This is a genomic window from Pseudomonas sp. GM60 (assembly GCF_000282415.1).
GTDB classification, from domain to species: Bacteria; Pseudomonadota; Gammaproteobacteria; order Pseudomonadales; family Pseudomonadaceae; genus Aquipseudomonas; species Aquipseudomonas migulae.
Map to the genome: position 1 here is coordinate 1 of NZ_AKJI01000107.1, position 16,205 is coordinate 16,205.

16 protein-coding genes and 1 pseudogene are annotated in these 16,205 nt (G+C 58.5%); 5 read left to right on the forward strand and 12 right to left on the reverse strand.

Going from position 1 to position 16,205, the window contains the following annotated elements:
- Positions 1-116: 116 nt before the first annotated feature.
- The 6 genes from msrQ to PMI32_RS05740 all read right to left on the reverse strand — a co-directional run bounded on the left by msrQ (position 117) and on the right by PMI32_RS05740 (position 6,091).
- On the reverse strand, positions 117-737 hold the full coding sequence (gene msrQ / locus PMI32_RS05765) for a protein-methionine-sulfoxide reductase heme-binding subunit MsrQ (RefSeq protein WP_008033150.1): 621 nt from the start codon (positions 735-737) through the stop codon (positions 117-119).
- On the reverse strand, positions 737-1,750 hold the full coding sequence (gene msrP, locus PMI32_RS05760) for a protein-methionine-sulfoxide reductase catalytic subunit MsrP (protein WP_008033151.1): 1,014 nt from the start codon (positions 1,748-1,750) through the stop codon (positions 737-739). The genes msrQ and msrP overlap by 1 nt, the downstream gene beginning before the upstream one ends.
- Before the next feature lie 58 nt (positions 1,751-1,808).
- A complete protein-coding gene (gene pssA, locus PMI32_RS05755) occupies positions 1,809-2,663 on the reverse strand; it encodes a CDP-diacylglycerol--serine O-phosphatidyltransferase (RefSeq protein WP_008033154.1) in 855 nt (284 codons plus the stop codon).
- A gap of 144 nt (positions 2,664-2,807) precedes the next feature.
- Entirely contained in the window at positions 2,808-3,824 is a 1,017-nt protein-coding gene (gene ilvC / locus PMI32_RS05750; protein ID WP_003228216.1) for a ketol-acid reductoisomerase, read from the reverse strand.
- Positions 3,825-3,872: 48 nt separating this feature from the next.
- Positions 3,873-4,364, reverse strand: coding sequence for an acetolactate synthase small subunit (gene ilvN / locus PMI32_RS05745; RefSeq protein ID WP_003205610.1), 492 nt, complete (start codon positions 4,362-4,364; stop codon positions 3,873-3,875).
- A gap of 2 nt (positions 4,365-4,366) precedes the next feature.
- Complete coding sequence (locus PMI32_RS05740; protein ID WP_008033158.1) at positions 4,367-6,091, reverse strand: acetolactate synthase 3 large subunit; 1,725 nt, start codon at positions 6,089-6,091, stop codon at positions 4,367-4,369.
- Between the two features lie 400 nt (positions 6,092-6,491).
- Between PMI32_RS05740 and PMI32_RS05735 the strand changes: the two genes are divergently transcribed.
- Entirely contained in the window at positions 6,492-6,911 is a 420-nt protein-coding gene (locus PMI32_RS05735; RefSeq protein ID WP_008033160.1) for a DUF4124 domain-containing protein, read from the forward strand.
- A 107-nt stretch (positions 6,912-7,018) separates the two neighbouring features.
- On the opposite strand, the gene PMI32_RS05730 is transcribed toward PMI32_RS05735, so the two are convergent.
- From PMI32_RS05730 to mrcB, 3 genes are read right to left on the reverse strand one after another with little or no spacing between them, the layout of a single operon-like run.
- Positions 7,019-7,354 carry a YqcC family protein gene (locus PMI32_RS05730; RefSeq protein ID WP_008033162.1) on the reverse strand — a complete coding sequence of 112 codons (336 nt, stop codon included), beginning with the start codon at positions 7,352-7,354 and terminating at the stop codon, positions 7,019-7,021.
- Positions 7,354-8,088 (reverse strand): tetratricopeptide repeat protein, encoded by a 735-nt coding sequence (locus tag PMI32_RS05725; protein ID WP_008033163.1) that lies wholly within the window; start codon positions 8,086-8,088, stop codon positions 7,354-7,356. Before PMI32_RS05725 ends, PMI32_RS05730 begins: the two co-directional genes overlap by 1 nt.
- A gap of 16 nt (positions 8,089-8,104) precedes the next feature.
- Positions 8,105-10,429, reverse strand: a complete 2,325-nt coding sequence (mrcB, locus tag PMI32_RS05720) for a penicillin-binding protein 1B (protein ID WP_008033164.1) — start codon at positions 10,427-10,429, stop codon at positions 8,105-8,107.
- A 117-nt stretch (positions 10,430-10,546) separates the two neighbouring features.
- Between mrcB and PMI32_RS05715 the strand changes: the two genes are divergently transcribed.
- The 4 genes and pseudogenes from PMI32_RS05715 to PMI32_RS30775 form a co-directional block, all read left to right on the forward strand.
- Positions 10,547-12,103, forward strand: coding sequence for a bifunctional aminoglycoside phosphotransferase/ATP-binding protein (locus PMI32_RS05715; protein WP_008033165.1), 1,557 nt, complete (start codon positions 10,547-10,549; stop codon positions 12,101-12,103).
- Between the two features lie 91 nt (positions 12,104-12,194).
- A complete protein-coding gene (locus tag PMI32_RS05710; protein WP_008033166.1) occupies positions 12,195-12,539 on the forward strand; it encodes a pentapeptide repeat-containing protein in 345 nt (114 codons plus the stop codon).
- A 257-nt stretch (positions 12,540-12,796) separates the two neighbouring features.
- Positions 12,797-13,069 (forward strand): TfoX/Sxy family protein, encoded by a 273-nt coding sequence (locus PMI32_RS05705; RefSeq protein ID WP_007971093.1) that lies wholly within the window; start codon positions 12,797-12,799, stop codon positions 13,067-13,069.
- 13 nt (positions 13,070-13,082) lie between these two features.
- Positions 13,083-13,202 (forward strand): annotated as a pseudogene (locus PMI32_RS30775) (cAMP-binding protein); the annotation flags it as partial.
- Between the two features lie 372 nt (positions 13,203-13,574).
- On the opposite strand, the gene PMI32_RS05700 reads toward PMI32_RS30775, so the two are convergent.
- The 3 genes from PMI32_RS05700 to PMI32_RS05690 are packed head-to-tail and all read right to left on the reverse strand — an operon-like array spanning position 13,575 to position 16,196.
- Positions 13,575-14,423, reverse strand: coding sequence for a ChaN family lipoprotein (locus PMI32_RS05700; RefSeq protein ID WP_008033168.1), 849 nt, complete (start codon positions 14,421-14,423; stop codon positions 13,575-13,577).
- A gap of 22 nt (positions 14,424-14,445) precedes the next feature.
- On the reverse strand, positions 14,446-15,213 hold the full coding sequence (locus tag PMI32_RS05695; RefSeq protein WP_008033169.1) for a heme ABC transporter ATP-binding protein: 768 nt from the start codon (positions 15,211-15,213) through the stop codon (positions 14,446-14,448).
- Positions 15,213-16,196, reverse strand: coding sequence for a FecCD family ABC transporter permease (locus tag PMI32_RS05690; protein ID WP_177318892.1), 984 nt, complete (start codon positions 16,194-16,196; stop codon positions 15,213-15,215). Before PMI32_RS05690 ends, PMI32_RS05695 begins: the two co-directional genes overlap by 1 nt.
- Positions 16,197-16,205: the final 9 nt, after the last annotated feature.

Below are 16,205 nucleotides of genomic sequence, written 5' to 3' on the forward strand. Positions count from 1 at the left end.
GAAGCAACTCGCTGTCGAAAACTGCGTAACTCTTTGTTTACCAAGGAGTTTTCCGTTTCGACTGCGCCGGAAGTGGGGCGAATTATAGACTTCCAGAATCTGCCGTCAACACCTAATTATGCTTTTCTTGCAGAAGGTGTCTTTTTAGCTATTAAACGCGGGATTCGACGAGCGACAGGCGGTAACCGCAACACCAATAGCAGTGCGCCTATAGAGGCATAGACCGCCCACTCCTTCAGATCGGCACGCACGATCCACAACATATGCAGCAAGCCAAGACCGAGAACTCCATAAGCCAGTCGATGCAGCTTCTTCCAGCCAGCCCCCAACCGACGCTGACTGTAGCGGTTGGAGGTTATCGCCAACGCCAGCAAACAAAGGAACCCCAGCACACCGACAATAATGTACGGCCGCTTGCGCAACTCGACACCCAGCTGCGACCAATCAAAGCCAAGAATGAACGCTATATAGCCACTCAGATGGAGCACTACATAAGCGAAGCACCACAAACCCAGCTGCCTTCGGACAGCAATCCACCCCGCCCAACCAGTGAGCTTCAGCAACGGCGTGAAACTCAATGTAATAAGCAGCAGTACAAGCGCCCCCAACCCCAACCGATCAACCAGCACCTTGCCGGGATCCGGCCCCAGCACATCCGCCCAAGCCTGATAGAGCCAAAGCAGCGGCCACACCGCAGCAGCGATGAAGACACTCACTCGCCAGAACGGATATCGCATCAGTAGTTCTTCCGCAGATCGAGCCCTGTATATAGAGAAGCAACTTCGTCCGAGTAGCCGTTGAACATCTGCGTATCACGCACATTGGGCTTGAACAGACCGCTTGGCAGCCGCCGCTCCCGAGCCTGAGTCCAGCGCGGATGATCGACTGCCGGATTCACGTTGGCATAGAAGCCGTACTCGTCCGCAGCAATGCTCTGCCAGGTGGTTTTCGGCTGCTCGCTGACCAGGCTGATCCGCACGATGGATTTGATGCTCTTGAAGCCGTACTTCCACGGCACCACCAGGCGCAGAGGTGCGCCGTTCTGGTTAGGCAGCTCACGCCCGTACATGCCCACTGCAAGAATCGCCAACGGATTCATCGCCTCGTCCAGACGCAGCCCTTCTACATAGGGCCAGTCGATCAGGGCAAAACCAGAGCGCTGCCCTGGCATGGTCTTAGGGTCCTGCAGCGTTTCGAAGCGAATGAATTTTGCCTTGGAGGTTAGCTCAACAACATTGAGCAACGCAGAGATGGGAAATCCGATCCATGGAATGACCATCGACCAGGCCTCTACACAGCGAAGACGATAGATACGCTCCTCCAGCTGATAAGGCTTCATGAAGTCCTCCAGCGCATATCGCCCCGGCTTACCCACCTCCCCGTCCACCACCACGCTCCACGGTTCGGTTTTCAGAGAACCGGCGTTGGCGGCCGGATCACCCTTGTCGGTACCGAACTCATAGAAGTTGTTGTAGTGGGTCGCGTCCTTGAACGGCGTGATCGCCTCATCCTTGACGGTGACCGCCCCCCACTTGGTAGAAGGAAGTTTTTCGGCAAACCAGGATGGCGCGCTGCCCGCCTCGACATCCGCGTATCGCGCAGCATCTTCAGCACTGGCCCAACGCGGCAAGCTGCTCACAGCCAAGCCCGCAACGGCGGCACCCAAGACATTACGACGAGATAGATAGAGGGATTCAGGCGTGACATCCGACTCATGGCAGTCGGATGACTTGGGGACTTTGATCAGCATGGCAACTCCGCAGCATTGGAGGACAGATGCACCAATAGACTGCGGAGTATGAGGGAAATTACACGCTTTTGTGCCGACGAAGACGTAACAGGTATTGAACCGGGCCAGACGCTGCATAGGCGAGGAAAACCAGCAGCAGGATGCGCGGCGGATCACTGAACACGACGGCAAACACCAGCACCACGGCCAGGATCGCCACGAAAGGTACACGTCCTTTCAGGTCCAGCTCCTTGAAGCTGTTGTACTTGATGTTGCTGACCATCAGCATGCCGGCGGCCGCAACCATCAGCGCAACCAGGAAAGACATCTTGGAGCCCTGAATGCCGTAATCGCTGAACGCCCAGACAATACCCGCAACTACACCCGCCGCAGCCGGACTGGCCAGGCCGATGAAGTAGCGCTTGTCGGCGGTGCCCACCTGAGTGTTGAAGCGTGCCAGGCGCAACGCAGCGCCAGCGACATAAATGAAGGCGACCATCCAGCCGACCTTGCCCATATCGCCCAAGGCCCAGCCAAATGCCAGCAGTGCCGGCGCGACACCGAAGGCGACCATATCGGACAGCGAGTCGTACTCGGCACCGAAAGCACTCTGGGTGTTGGTCATACGGGCAACACGACCGTCGAGACCGTCGAGCACCATGGCGACAAAAATGGCGATCGCGGCAAACGCAAAATACTTGCTCGCGCCAATCGCATCACCTGCACTCAAGGCACTCTGGGCACTCATTGAATTGATGATGGAATAGAACCCTGCGAACAGGTTCGCAGTGGTGAACAGATTCGGCAGAAGATAGATACCACGATGCCGGACTTTACGGCCTTCAGCGTCATGCCCTTCTTCGACGTGTTCATCGATGGGCAGCAGGCTTTCGGCGTCAGAAGCCTGGTTTGGCTCTTCGGGACGTTCGCTCATGGACATTACCTTGCAACGGGGTGGAAAGTTTCGACAGGTGTCTGGGACGACGGTTCGGCCACAAACGATGCAGCTTTATACCAGAACCGGCCTCCTAAACGAAAAAACGCGGCCTAGGCCGCGTTTTCCGTACAAGTGTGCGACTTAGTTTTTGGCTTTGTCGACGATCTTGTTGGCACCGATCCACGGCATCATGGAGCGCAGTTGCTCGCCGATGATTTCGATACCGTGAGCGGCGTTGTTACGACGCTTGGCGGTCATCGAAGGATAGCCGGTTGCGCCTTCGCTGATGAACATCTTGGCGTATTCGCCGTCCTGAATACGTTTCAGGGCGTTGCGCATGGCCTGACGGGATTCGGCGTTGATCACTTCCGGACCAGTCACGTACTCGCCGTATTCAGCGTTGTTGGAGATCGAGTAGTTCATGTTGGCGATACCGCCTTCGTACATGAGGTCAACGATCAGTTTCAGTTCGTGCAGGCATTCGAAGTAGGCCATTTCTGGCGCGTAGCCAGCTTCAACCAGGGTTTCGAAACCGGCTTTGACCAGTTCAACGGTACCACCGCACAGAACGGCTTGTTCGCCGAACAGGTCGGTTTCGGTCTCGTCCTTGAAAGTGGTTTCGATGATACCGGTACGACCGCCACCAACGCCGGCAGCGTAGGACAGCGCAACGTTTTTGGCGTTGCCGGAAGCATCCTGATAGATAGCGATCAGGTCAGGGATACCGCCGCCTTTGACGAACTCGGAACGCACGGTGTGGCCCGGTGCTTTCGGCGCGATCATGATCACGTCGAGGTCTGCGCGCGGAACAACCTGGTTGTAGTGGATCGCGAAGCCGTGGGAGAAGGCCAGGGTGGCGCCTTTCTTGATGTTCGGCTCGATTTCGTTTTTGTACAGGGAGGACTGGAACTCGTCCGGGGTCAGGATCATGACCAGGTCGGCAGCCGCAACAGCGGAAGCAACGTCGGTCACTTTCAGGCCGTGAGCTTCGGCTTTGGCAACGGTCGCCGAACCTTTACGCAGGCCAACAGTGACGTCAACGCCGGAGTCTTTCAGGTTGCACGCTTGAGCGTGGCCTTGGGAACCGTAACCGATGATGGCAACTTTCTTGCCCTGGATGATCGACAGGTCGCAGTCTTTATCGTAGAAAACTTTCATGAATTTCCCCTATATATCCAGGCCGTTCAGGCCATTCGCTAATTTGGTTTAGATGCTGAGTACTTTGTCGCCGCGAGCAATACCGGTTACGCCGCTGCGGACGGTTTCCAGGATCGACGCGGTGCCGATGGACTGAATGAAGCTGTCGAGCTTGTCGCTGGTACCGGTCAATTGAACGGTATACACGCTAGCGCTGACATCGACGATCTGCCCACGGTAAATATCGGTGGTGCGCTTGATCTCGGCGCGCTGGGCGCCGGTGGCCTTGACCTTGACCAGCATCAGTTCGCGCTCGATGTGAGCACTTTCCGACAGGTCGACCAGTTTGACCACTTCGATCAGCTTGTTCAGGTTCTTGGTGATCTGCTCGATGATCTCATCGTGACCAACGGTGGTCAGCGTCAGACGCGACAAAGTCGGGTCTTCGGTTGGCGCCACGGTCAGGCTTTCGATGTTGTAGTTGCGCTGCGAGAACAGGCCGACTACACGCGACAGAGCACCGGGTTCGTTTTCCAGAAGCAAGGAAATAATGTGCCGCATGATTAAGTACGCTCCGTCTTGCTCAGCCACATATCGCGCATGGAGCCGTCTTTGATCTGCATCGGGTAGACGTGCTCGCTGGTGTCGACAGCAATATCGATGACCACCAGGCGATCCTTCATGGCGAATGCTTCTTCCATCTTCGACTTCAAGTCTTTCGAGTCGGTGATGCGCACGCCGACATGGCCATAGGCCTCTGCCAGCTTGACGAAGTCAGGCAACGATTCCATGTAGGAGTGCGAGTGACGGCTACCGTAGCTCATGTCCTGCCACTGACGAACCATACCCAGAACGCCGTTGTTCAGGATGACGATTTTGACCGGCAAACCATATTGCAGACAGGTGGACAGTTCCTGAATGTTCATCTGGATACTGCCCTCGCCCGTTACGCAGGCGACGTCGGCATCCGGAAAGCTCAACTTGATACCCATGGCCGCCGGGAAACCGAAGCCCATGGTGCCCAGGCCACCGGAGTTGATCCAGCGGTTCGGCTTGTTGAACTTGTAGTACTGCGCCGCGAACATTTGGTGCTGACCCACGTCGGAGGCAACAAAGGCATCGCCCTTGGTCACTTCGCACAGGGTTTCGATCACGGTCTGCGGCTTGATGACACTGCCGTCGCCCTTGTCGTAAGGGAACAGGCCGCGATCACCGCGCCACTCATCAACTTGCTTCCACCAACTGGCAACGGACTCCTTGTTCGGGGTCTCGCCGATTTCCTTGAGGATCGCGACCATTTCGGTCAGGACGCTTTCCACCGGACCAACGATCGGCACGTCGGCCTTGATGGTCTTGGAGATCGAAGCCGGGTCGATGTCGATGTGAATGATCTTGGCATTCGGGCAGAACTTCGACGCGCCGTTGATGACACGATCGTCGAAGCGTGCGCCGACTGCGAGGATCACGTCAGCATGGTGCATCGCCAGGTTGGCGGTGTAGCTGCCGTGCATGCCGAGCATGCCGATGAACTGACGGTCGGTGCCAGGGTAGGCACCCAGACCCATCAGGGTATTGGTCACTGGCAGGTTGAGCATCTTCGCCAACTCGGTCAGCGGCGCGGAGCCACCACCGAGAATCACACCGCCGCCTGCGTACATCACAGGGCGCTTGGCCGCCAGGAGCATTTCGGCTGCCTTGCGGATTTGTCCGGAGTGACCGCGAACGGCCGGGCTGTAGGAACGCAGCTTGGCTTTTTTCGGGAAGATGTATTCGAACTTCTCGGCCGGGTTGGTCATGTCTTTCGGGATATCGACAACGACCGGACCAGGACGACCGGATTGCGCCAGGTAGAACGCTTTCTTCATGACTTCCGGGATTTCCGACGCGTGCTTGATCATGAAGCTGTGCTTCACGATCGGCCGGGAGATACCGATCATGTCGGTTTCCTGGAACGCATCGGTGCCAACCATGTTGCTAGGCACCTGGCCGGAAATGACCACCATCGGAATGGAGTCCATGTAGGCCGTGGCAATACCGGTAATGGCGTTGGTTGCGCCCGGGCCGGAGGTCACCAGTACCACACCGGCTTTACCGGTGGCACGGGCGTAGCCGTCAGCCATATGGGTCGCAGCCTGTTCGTGACGAACCAGGATGTGGGTCACTTCCGGTTCTTTGAACAGGGCATCGTAAACATGAAGAAGAGCACCACCCGGGTACCCGTAGATGTACTTGACGCCTTCGTCACGCAAAAAGCGGACGAGCATCTCACCGCCAGATAAAAGCTCCACGTTGTTCACCTCTAAAACGCCAGAATACCGCCCACATACAAGAGGACGGGTCTTAATAGGTTTACTTCTCGGCAGAGCATGAGCGACGGTGGTCGCCGACTACGTCAGCACTGACTGAGCAAGTATTGGGATCGTCCCAAGTGTTGCGGGGCTTTCCCACCCAGCGCGAGGTAACGCGTTGCGGGTGTAACAGGTCGGCGCGGATGTGCGCCTCATGATCTGCCGAGTGGGTCTGCTTCTGGCAGTCCCTCTACAGCGGACTTTGGATTCTTCTGTTTCGTCCCCTGCAAGTCAAGTCGTCAATGTGCTTTATTGAAGTAAGCACATGAGAAAGCAAGAAAAAACCGCTAAACAGCAACTGTGTTAGCTTCAATTGCGCAACCCAATACAAGGAAATGGCATGCGAACGTTTTTCCTGACCGCCAGCCTGCTGATCGCCATCAGCCCTATGTGCATGGCCGCTCAGATTTACACGTGGGTCGATGAACAAGGCGTTACCCACTTCGATGCGCAACCGCCCGAGGGCCGGCAAGCCACGACCGTGGTCACGCCCTCCCCTGCAAACAAGCCGGCTACGCTGCCCCGCAGTAACGCCATTGGCGATCAACAGGCCATCGATAAGACCGTTAAAAAACAGGTCGCCGAGCAGCAAGCGCAGCTAAAGGTATTCTGCGAGCAGGCGCGGACGAACCTGGCTCAACTGCAGAACAATCCGCGGATACGGGAGGATGTCGAGGGTGAGATGCGCCGCCTGACCGACGAGCAACGTCAGGAACGGACTGCTGAAGCACAAAGACAGATCGCTGAAAACTGCCTGTAGGAGCCGAGCTTGCTCGCGATGGACGCGAACGATTACACGCTCGATCTAAAAAAACGCGTCGCCATTTCGTTTTTCGCGAGCAAGCTCGCTCCTACAGGTGATCGGGGTCAGCGGGAGGCGGTGATCAGTTGGTCGAACTCTTTGAGCAGCACCTGCAACTGCCGATCCTTGCCCTGGACATTGCGACTGGCGAAGACCATTTCCGCCATCTCCTGAATGCCCGAGGCATTGGGCAACGGCAAATCCTGCTCGAGGATCGCTTTCATGCGCGGCAGGAAGATCCATTGCAGCCACTGCTCGAAATCCAGCGTATCGACCGAGAACGGCTCGACACTGGACAGTGCTTCAGTAGAGGGCGAGACCTCGTCCCACCACCCCTGAACACGCAGTTCACGCTCGATCAACAGCAGCTGCTCGGCAATTTTCGGAAAGCGTGCGTCCATCACAGCGAAACCTTGGCCTTCTGACGGGCCAGTGTAGCGCCAGCGGAATCACCCTGCTTATCACGTGCCTGACCGATCAATTCCCACAGACTGGCCTGAAGTGCCGGACGCCCATTGGCGAGGGTCAGACCACGACGAGCGAACTGCTCGGCTTGTGCCGCATCACCTTGAGCCATGCGAACCTGCGCCAGACGATAAAGCACTTGCGGCTCACGCGGTGCAACACGCTGGGCGCGCTCCAGACTGGAAGAAGCACCGTTGAGGTCACCGCCAGCCTGTTGCTGCTGAGCAGTGGTCAACAGCGCCAATACCGGACCGTCCAGCTGTTCATCAGCTGACAGACCACCGGCGCTCGACGAAGGAATCCCGCTCGGTGTCGATGGCATGCTGTAGCTGCCCTGATTGATCGGGGCCGACTGGACTGGCGAAGTGTCGATCGGACCCGAAGTGATCGGGCCTGGCGTAATCGGCGAAGTGCTGATCGGTGCCGATGCAACTGCACCGCCACCCGGCACCATCACCACGACGCCGGTGTCACCTTGCGGGATCGCCTGGGCCTGGGATTGCACAGGACGTTTAACCGTCGTTTGACGAAAACCGCCATTGGCCGAAACACGTTCACTGTTGGAAACGGCACTGCCGGAATCCACAACCGGAATCGAACCACGCTGTACGCTGGAGCAACCGCTGAGCAAAGCCACGGCGGCAACCGCTGGAATCAACCATTTGTTCACTTGAAACCCTCTTTGCTTAATTCATCCAGCCCTTGACCCAATCCATCACCGTTTCACCGTTAATAGGGCTTTCGCCACCACAAGCAGCGCCGGGAGGCGGTTCGCTGCCGCGAATATACGGCATCTGCACGGCGCCTGGGCAGTTGGCATCAGAGCCTTGTCCGGTATGTGAATCGACCCAGGCCTGAACCACATTATCCGGCTGCGGCATGTCCAGCGGCAACGGATCGGCCTTGCGCATGAAACTGGTCCAGACCTGCAACGCGCCAGTGGCACCGGTAAACGGTGTCTTGCCGTTGTCATCGCGCCCCAGCCACACCACCGCCAGCAAGTCCTGACTGAAACCGGCGAACCAGCTGTCTCGCGAATCGTTACTGGTACCGGTCTTGCCGGCCAGCGTCAGGGTTTTCGGTAACACGTTGTAAACCGAACTGCCGGTGCCTTCGCGCATGACCCGCTGCATGGCACTCTGGATCAGGTAAATGGACGCCGGATCGAAACGCTGCTGAATCTGGAACGGATACCGCTTTAGCGGTTCGCCTTCCGCCGTCAGCACGCTACGAATCCCGCGCATCGGCGTATTGAAGCCACCATTGGCGAGAGTCTGGTACATGGTCGCCACTTCGATCGGGGTCATGCCGCCGGCACCCAGCAGCATCGACGGGAATGCCGGAAACTCGCGACTCACCCCCAGGCGCGCCAACGTCTTCAAGACATTCGGCACGCCCACCGCCAACCCGAGCCGCGCGGTCGACAGGTTGTAGGAGTGCGCCAGGCCCTGATAAAGGAAAACAGTGCCATGGGAGCGGCGATCATAGTTTTGCGGTTTCCAGACCTGCCCGTCCGCGCCTTTTACCGAGAAGGATTCGTCTGACAGCCAACTGGTCAACGTGTACTGGCTAGGTTTCTCAAGGGCTGTCAGATAAACCGCCGGCTTGATCAACGAACCGATCGGTCGCACAGCATCCAGCGCCCGGTTGAACCCGGCGAAGCTCGCCTGGCGACTGCCGATCATGGCCTGGACCTCACCGGTTTCCGGGTTGGTCACCACCATCGCTGCTTCAACGTCATCGGAACCTTTACGGCCGGACAAGCGCTTGAACGTATCGTTGACCGACGCCTCAGCTTTCATCTGCAAAATAGGATCAAAACTGGTGAAGATCCGCAGGCCTTCTTCGGTCAAGTCTTCGTCGCGATAGTCTTCGCGCAGTTGACGTTTAACCAGATCGAGAAACCCTGGGAACGAACTGTCGGCCAGTTTGCCGCGCGTCGTCACGCCCAAAGGCATTTTCTTCGCCGCAGCGACCTGCTCGGCGGAGGCGACGCCTTGCTGCTCAAGCACATCGAGCACCAGGTTGCGCCGCTCGAGCGCCCGTTCCGGATTGCGACGCGGGTTGTAATAGGACGGTCCCTTGACCATGCCCACCAGCATCGCGACTTGATGCAGTTTCAGCTCGGACAACGGCTGCCCGAAGAAGAACTGGCTGGCGAGGCCGAAACCGTGCACCGCGCGCTGGCCATCCTGACCGACGAACACTTCATTGAGGTAAGCCTCAAGAATCTCCCGCTTGTCGTAATGCAGCTCAAGCAGCATCGCCATCATGGCTTCGGTGAGTTTGCGGCTCAGGCTGCGTTCGCTGGTCAGGTAGAAGTTCTTGACCAACTGTTGCGTCAGGGTACTACCGCCCTGGGTCATCTTGCCGCCAGAGGTGTTGACCCAGATGGCGCGGACAATCGACTTCGGCGACACGCCCCAGTGGCTATAGAAGTCCCGGTCTTCTACAGCGACCAGGGTTTCCAGCAGATACGGCGGCACCTGATCGATGTTGATCAGAATGCGGTCTTCGAGATTCTTCGGATAAATCCCGCCGATCAGCAGCGGTTCCAGCCGCACCACAGAAAGCTTCGAACCGTTGGTCGCCGAAAGTTCGGCCACGTAGTCGCCGGAGAATCGCACGCGTACGGGCTGGGCGCTCTCCATGCCTTCATAGAACTGGAAACCACGGGTATTCAAGTCAACGGTGTTGCCGTTGACCGCTGCTGCGCCGGGGCCGTTGCTCACGCTTTCGCGGCGATAGCCCAGGGCGTCGAGCTCGGTGAGGAAGTCTTCCTTGCTCAGCTTCTGGCCGGTGAACAGCTCGAGCGGGCGCGCATATACCTTGGCCGGGATAGTCCAGCGCTTGCCGGAGAACTTCTCCTGAACAATAGCGTCGAGGTAAACCGCAAACCCGGCGAGCACCACAAGGCCGACCAGACTGAGTTTAAGGGCCCAGCCCAGCCAAGGGCGCAGGCCCCTGGAAGGTGGTTTTTTGGGGGTACGGGGGGATCGAGTACGAGTCATGGCGCCGGATTATACGCACTTTATTCATACTCAACAGGAGCCCGCCGAGGTTTGCGTCGGGCGGACTTGCGGCCATAATGGCGGCCGTGAATTTTCCCAGACTCTGAAGGAACGCCTGTGAGCCAGTCCCTGATCGCCGCCCTGCAAAACCCGGCCCTTTACCCGCATCCGGTAGACGGGTTTCAGCTCATCGAAACCCACATCTCCTGGGTCATTCTCACAGGTGCTTTCGCTTATAAAGTGAAGAAGCCAGTCAACTTCGGCTTCCTCGACTTCACCAGCCTCGATGCCCGCGAGCATTTCTGTGGTGAGGAACTGCGCCTGAACCAGCGCCTGACCAATGATTTGTATCTCGAAGTGTTGCCAATTACCGGCAGCGCCGAAGCGCCACAACTGGGCGGCGACGGCCCGGTCATCGAATATGCGCTGAAAATGCGTCAGTTCCCACAGAGCCAACTGCTCAGCACACTGCAAGCCAACGGCGAATTGACCACCGCGCACATCGACGAGATGGCCGCACAGATTGCGCAATTCCACCTCACCGCGCCAAAAGTGCCTGCGGAACACGAAGCCGGCACGCCGGACAGCGTCATGGCGCCGGTGCGGCAGAACTTCGAGCAGATCCGCCCGTTCCTGAGTGACAAGGCGGACCTGCTGCAACTCGATGCCTTGCAAGCCTGGGCCGAAAGCAGCTTCGAACGCCTCAAGCCACTGTTTGCCCAGCGTAAGGCCGAGGGGTTCATCCGCGAGTGCCACGGTGATATCCACCTGGGCAACGCCACCGTGATCGATGGCAAGGTCGTGATCTTCGACTGCATCGAATTCAACGAGCCGTTCCGCTTCACCGACGTCTATGCCGACACCGGCTTCCTGGCGATGGACCTTGAAGACCGTGGCCTGAAGAGCCTGGCCCGTCGCTTTATCAGCCAATACCTGGAGTTGACCGGCGATTACCAGGGCCTGGAACTGCTGAACTTCTATAAAGCCTACCGTGCGCTGGTTCGCGCCAAGGTCAGCCTGTTCAGCATGCCGGCCGAGGCCGACCCGGTGCAGCGCGCCACGACCCTGCGCCAGTACCGCAACTATGCAAACCTGGCGGAAAGCTACAGCACCATTCCTTCGCGCTTCATGGCCATCACCCACGGCGTTTCCGCTGTTGGCAAAAGCCACGTGGCCATGCGCCTGGTGGAAGCGCTGGGCGCAATTCGCCTGCGCTCCGACGTCGAGCGCAAACGCCTGTTCGGCGAACAAACTGTCGCCAACGATCCGCAAGCCGGCATTTATAGCGCCGACGCCAGCGCCGCAACCTACTCCCGCCTGCATGAAATCGCCGCAGTAATCCTGCGCGCCGGTTTCCCGGTGGTGGTCGATGCCACTTACCTCAAGCGCGACCAGCGCGACGGCGCGGCGAAAATTGCCGAAGCCACCGGCGCGCCGTTCCTGATCCTTGATTGCAACGCGCCACAAGCGGTGATCGAAAGCTGGCTGGCCCTGCGTCAGGCAGACAAAAAGGATCCATCCGACGCCAACCTGGTCGTTATCGAAGCGCAGCAAGCCAATCGTGAAGCCCTGACGCCAGAAGAGATTCTGTGCAGCAAACGCGTGCAGACCAATGAAAGCGGGACCCTCGACACCGTCGTTGCGCAAATTCGCCAACGCCTGCCGGGCCTGTAAGAAAGTATTTCAGCCGTGGAGCCTTCGCCGGCTTCACGACTGTCAAATAGTGGCACTATACTGGCGTCATAAAACCAACAGGTGATGTGACATGAGCCAGCCGAAACTTCTCGACACCCCGCTGTATGCCTTACTGCACAAAGACGACATCACAGGTTTCAACAACGAACGTCCAAAAGACGGACCTATCGACATGGTCGGTGGTGACTTCCGAGGCCTGGACCTGCGTGAACTGAATGCCGACGGTATCGACTTTACCGATGCTTACTTCCGCTCCGCCGACTTGCGCGGCATCGATTTCAGCAACTCAAACCTGGAAGGCGCAAGCCTGGCCCACGCGCAGATTTCCGGCGCCTACTTTCCGCGAGAGCTGAGTGCCGACGAAATTCTGATGTCGATGAATTTCGGTACACGCCTGCGTTATCGAACCCGTTAAAAACGACCGATAACTGACATGTCCAGTGCTCAGCCTTGGCGTCCCCGCCTTGCGCTGGACTGTGGGTGTTTTCAGCTTGAGAACTTGACGCCCTTCCGCCCTTTCCTACCTTGCTCGCGTATTTTTACGCTGCACATCGGAGTCGCTTCTTAGAAGCATTTGCTCCGAAACCGACCAAACAATCACGCTTTTCCTACTGATGGCTACACTCCTCAGAAGCTTGCCCACGCACCGTTCGGCCGTCGCAAGGAGGCTTGATGAATGATGAACTGCAGCACCTGAAGAATCTTGGCAAGACATCGGCGCAGTGGCTGCATGCCGTGGGCATCCACAGCGCCTCGGACTTGCGTCGCCTGGGGGCGGTGGATGCCTATCGGGCTGTGCGCACGCGCGGGTTCCGGGCATCCAAGGTGTTGTTATATGCGATCGAAGGCGCGCTGATGGATGTGCATTGGAACGACATCCCCGCCGAGCGCAAGGAAGCCCTGAATAAACAGTTGGAAGCGATCTCGTCACGCCACAAGAATTGAACGGAGCGAAGCAGAGTTTCCCTGCCTCACTCAAAGCAATCCGAAGATCGCCCATAGCCTGATCGAGAGCGTGGACCGAGGCATTGACCTGCTGAACAAACAGGTCACGCAGTTGAGCTCATCAGGAACATAGTCTGAAGCCCAATGATTACGGGGCTTCTCGCCAGGCAACTGACAATTTACGAGGAAATGAAAAATCAGCGGTTGACTTGGTAATGAGAATCGATATGATTATCACAACTGGTCGCGAGACTGGTCGATATTTGAAAAGCCCTTGGTTCGGACTCTCAGATATCTCCTCATCAGGCTAATCACGGTTATTTGACCCGGCTCTTGCCGGGTCTTTTTTTGCCTGCGCAAAAGTCCCCTGGCAAAACCGATCACCTGTAGGAGCCGGCTTGCTGGCGATGGCGGTGTATCAGTCAACGCATTTAGTGACTGACCCACCGCTATCGCCAGCAAGCCGGCTCCTACAAGGGATCGGTTTTGCCGTGGCTTAGGGGTTTTATTTTGGCTGGCCCTTGCGCATCTCTGCACAGTAATCCGGCGTCGGCATGGCAGGCGTGTACCAGACGTAATCGGCCATCGCCGCCGTGACTTCGCCGCCCTGCTGCGCCAGCATTAAAACCACGGGCGCTTCGGGCGCTCCCAGATCAAGCGCATGGATCGGCACGCCGACATCCTTTCGCGCGTGGTAAGCGCCGGCGAACAGCAATGAAGGGGTGGGTGCAGCCAACAGCCGCTCGGCCATGCGCCGGTCACGTTGCTGCTGGACGGCGAGCATCGCCGGCATTTGCGATTCGGGCAGCAGGCCGCAATGGGAACCGCTGATCTGTGCCAGTAACTCATCCTTGACCGACGTGGCATTGGAGCGAGCGCCGCTTAATGTCGGCGGCCGGGCGTAAAAAGCACGCACCTCGACTGTGTCCAGATTGGCGGCCAGCAGCGGATACGGTCGGGCCAAGGCGAAACGAACGATCGGCCCATACAAATTCCAGTCCCAGCCAGGTTGCCAGGCTAATGCACCAGGCAAGTCCGAGGGCAGCGTCGAGGCGTGGCGAACGTCATCGACGCGCAACTGTTGATCCGGTGTGAGCATTTCCAGCAGCAGACTGCCTTGTGGGCGCCGCTCTCCCAGCGCCTGCAATAACCAGCGTTGCAGTTCATGGTGATCGCGATTGTCATGCTGCTCCCCCACGATCAATCGCGACGGCTTGGTCAGACGCGCCAGCAGCTCCTGCGCCGTCAGCGTCTGACCACTGCGCAAGTCGCGAATCTCTCCGGTGACCGGCGGCGTCGAAACATGCTGACAAGCACTCAGCATCAGCACCGCCAGAATCACCATCACACGCATGCCCACACCCTCTATCAATGACTCAGCGGGCAATGATCAGCGGATGCCCACGCTCCGGGTGCTGTTGCACCAAGACGTCCAGCCCGAATACCGCCTTGAGCGGTTCCGGTCGCAACACGTGCTCCGGGGTATCGAGCGCGACCGGGCGCCCGCCTTCGAGCAACAACAAGCGATCACAATAGCGCGCCGCCAGATTCAGATCATGCAGGATCACCAACACGGACGCGCCACGATCGGCGAACTCGCGCACCGCTTGCAAGGTGGTGTGTTGATGCAGCGGATCAAGCATCGAAGTCGGCTCGTCGAGCAACAGCGTTTGCCCCACCTCGCCCGGCCAGAGTTGCGCCAGCACCCGCGCCAGATGCACGCGCTGACGTTCGCCACCGGACAACGCCAGATAGCTGCGACCACTCAAATGCCCGGCATCGGCGGCCTGTAACGCAGCGGCGACGATTTCGTCATCGCGGACTCGACCGGTCTGGTGCGGCAAGCGTCCCATGCCGACGACTTCCTCGACGCGAAAGGCGAAGTTCAAGGTCGAGACTTGTGGCAATACCGCCAATCGTTGTGCTCGTTGCGCGCCGGTCCAGTCACGCAACTCGCGCTCATCGAGCCACACGCTGGCATGATCAGCCTGCAACTCGCCGCACAAGGCGCCCAGCAACGTGCTTTTGCCCGCACCGTTAGGCCCCAGCACGCCGAGGACCTCTCCCGGTTTGAGTTCAAGCGTAATATCCATCAGGACAATCTTGCGGCCTCGACGGATGTGCAGATTTTGCGTTCGCAACATCAGGCACGCCCTCGCAGCAATAGATAAAGAAAGACCGGCGCACCGATCATCGCGGTGACGATTCCGATCGGCAGCTCCGCCGGAGCCAAGGCCAGTCGCGCCACAAGATCCGCGAACAACAGGAGACTGGCGCCCGCCAGCACCGAGGCCGGCAGCAACACCCGATGATCGGGACCGGCCAGCAGACGCACCAGATGCGGCACCACCAGCCCGACAAAGCCGATCATCCCCGCCGCTGCCACCGCCGCGCCGACACCCAACGCCGTGCAAAACACCAACTCACGCTTGAGCTTTTCGACGTCGATGCCCAGGTGCCCAGCCTCCGACTCGCCCAGCAACAACGCATTCAATGCCTTGGCGCGACGCGGCAACCACAGCGCCACGCCGGCACTGATCAACAGTAACGGCCAGAGTCGCGAATAACTGGCACCGTTCAGACTGCCCAGATTCCAGAAGGTCAGCGTTCGCAAAGTCGTGTCGTCTGCCAGGTAGGTAAACAACCCCACGATCGAGCCGGCCAGCGCCGTCAAAGCGAGACCCGCCAACAGCATGGTTGCGACATCGGTTTGCCCGTTGCGCCGACCCAGTCGATACACCATCGCTGTCACGCCGAGCCCGCCGAGAAACGCGCACAGCGATAAAAGGTACGGCCCGAGGAATTCCGGCAATCCACCAAACGCCGAGCCACCGACAATTGCAATGGCCGCGCCCAATGCCGCGCCACCGGAAACCCCCACTAACCCCGGATCGGCCAATGGGTTGCGAAACAAGCCCTGCATCGCCACACCCGACAACGCCAGCACACCACCCACCGCCAATCCCAACAAGGTACGCGGCAAGCGAATCTGCCCGAGGATCAGCTCGGCCTGCTCCAGTCCGTCAGGCGCAAAGGGCAGGCCGATCATGCGCAACGCTGCACGCAAGGTATCGAGCAAGGGCAGGCTCACCGGCCCGAGCGCCAACGACAGCCAGATCGCCAGCAAACACAGCAG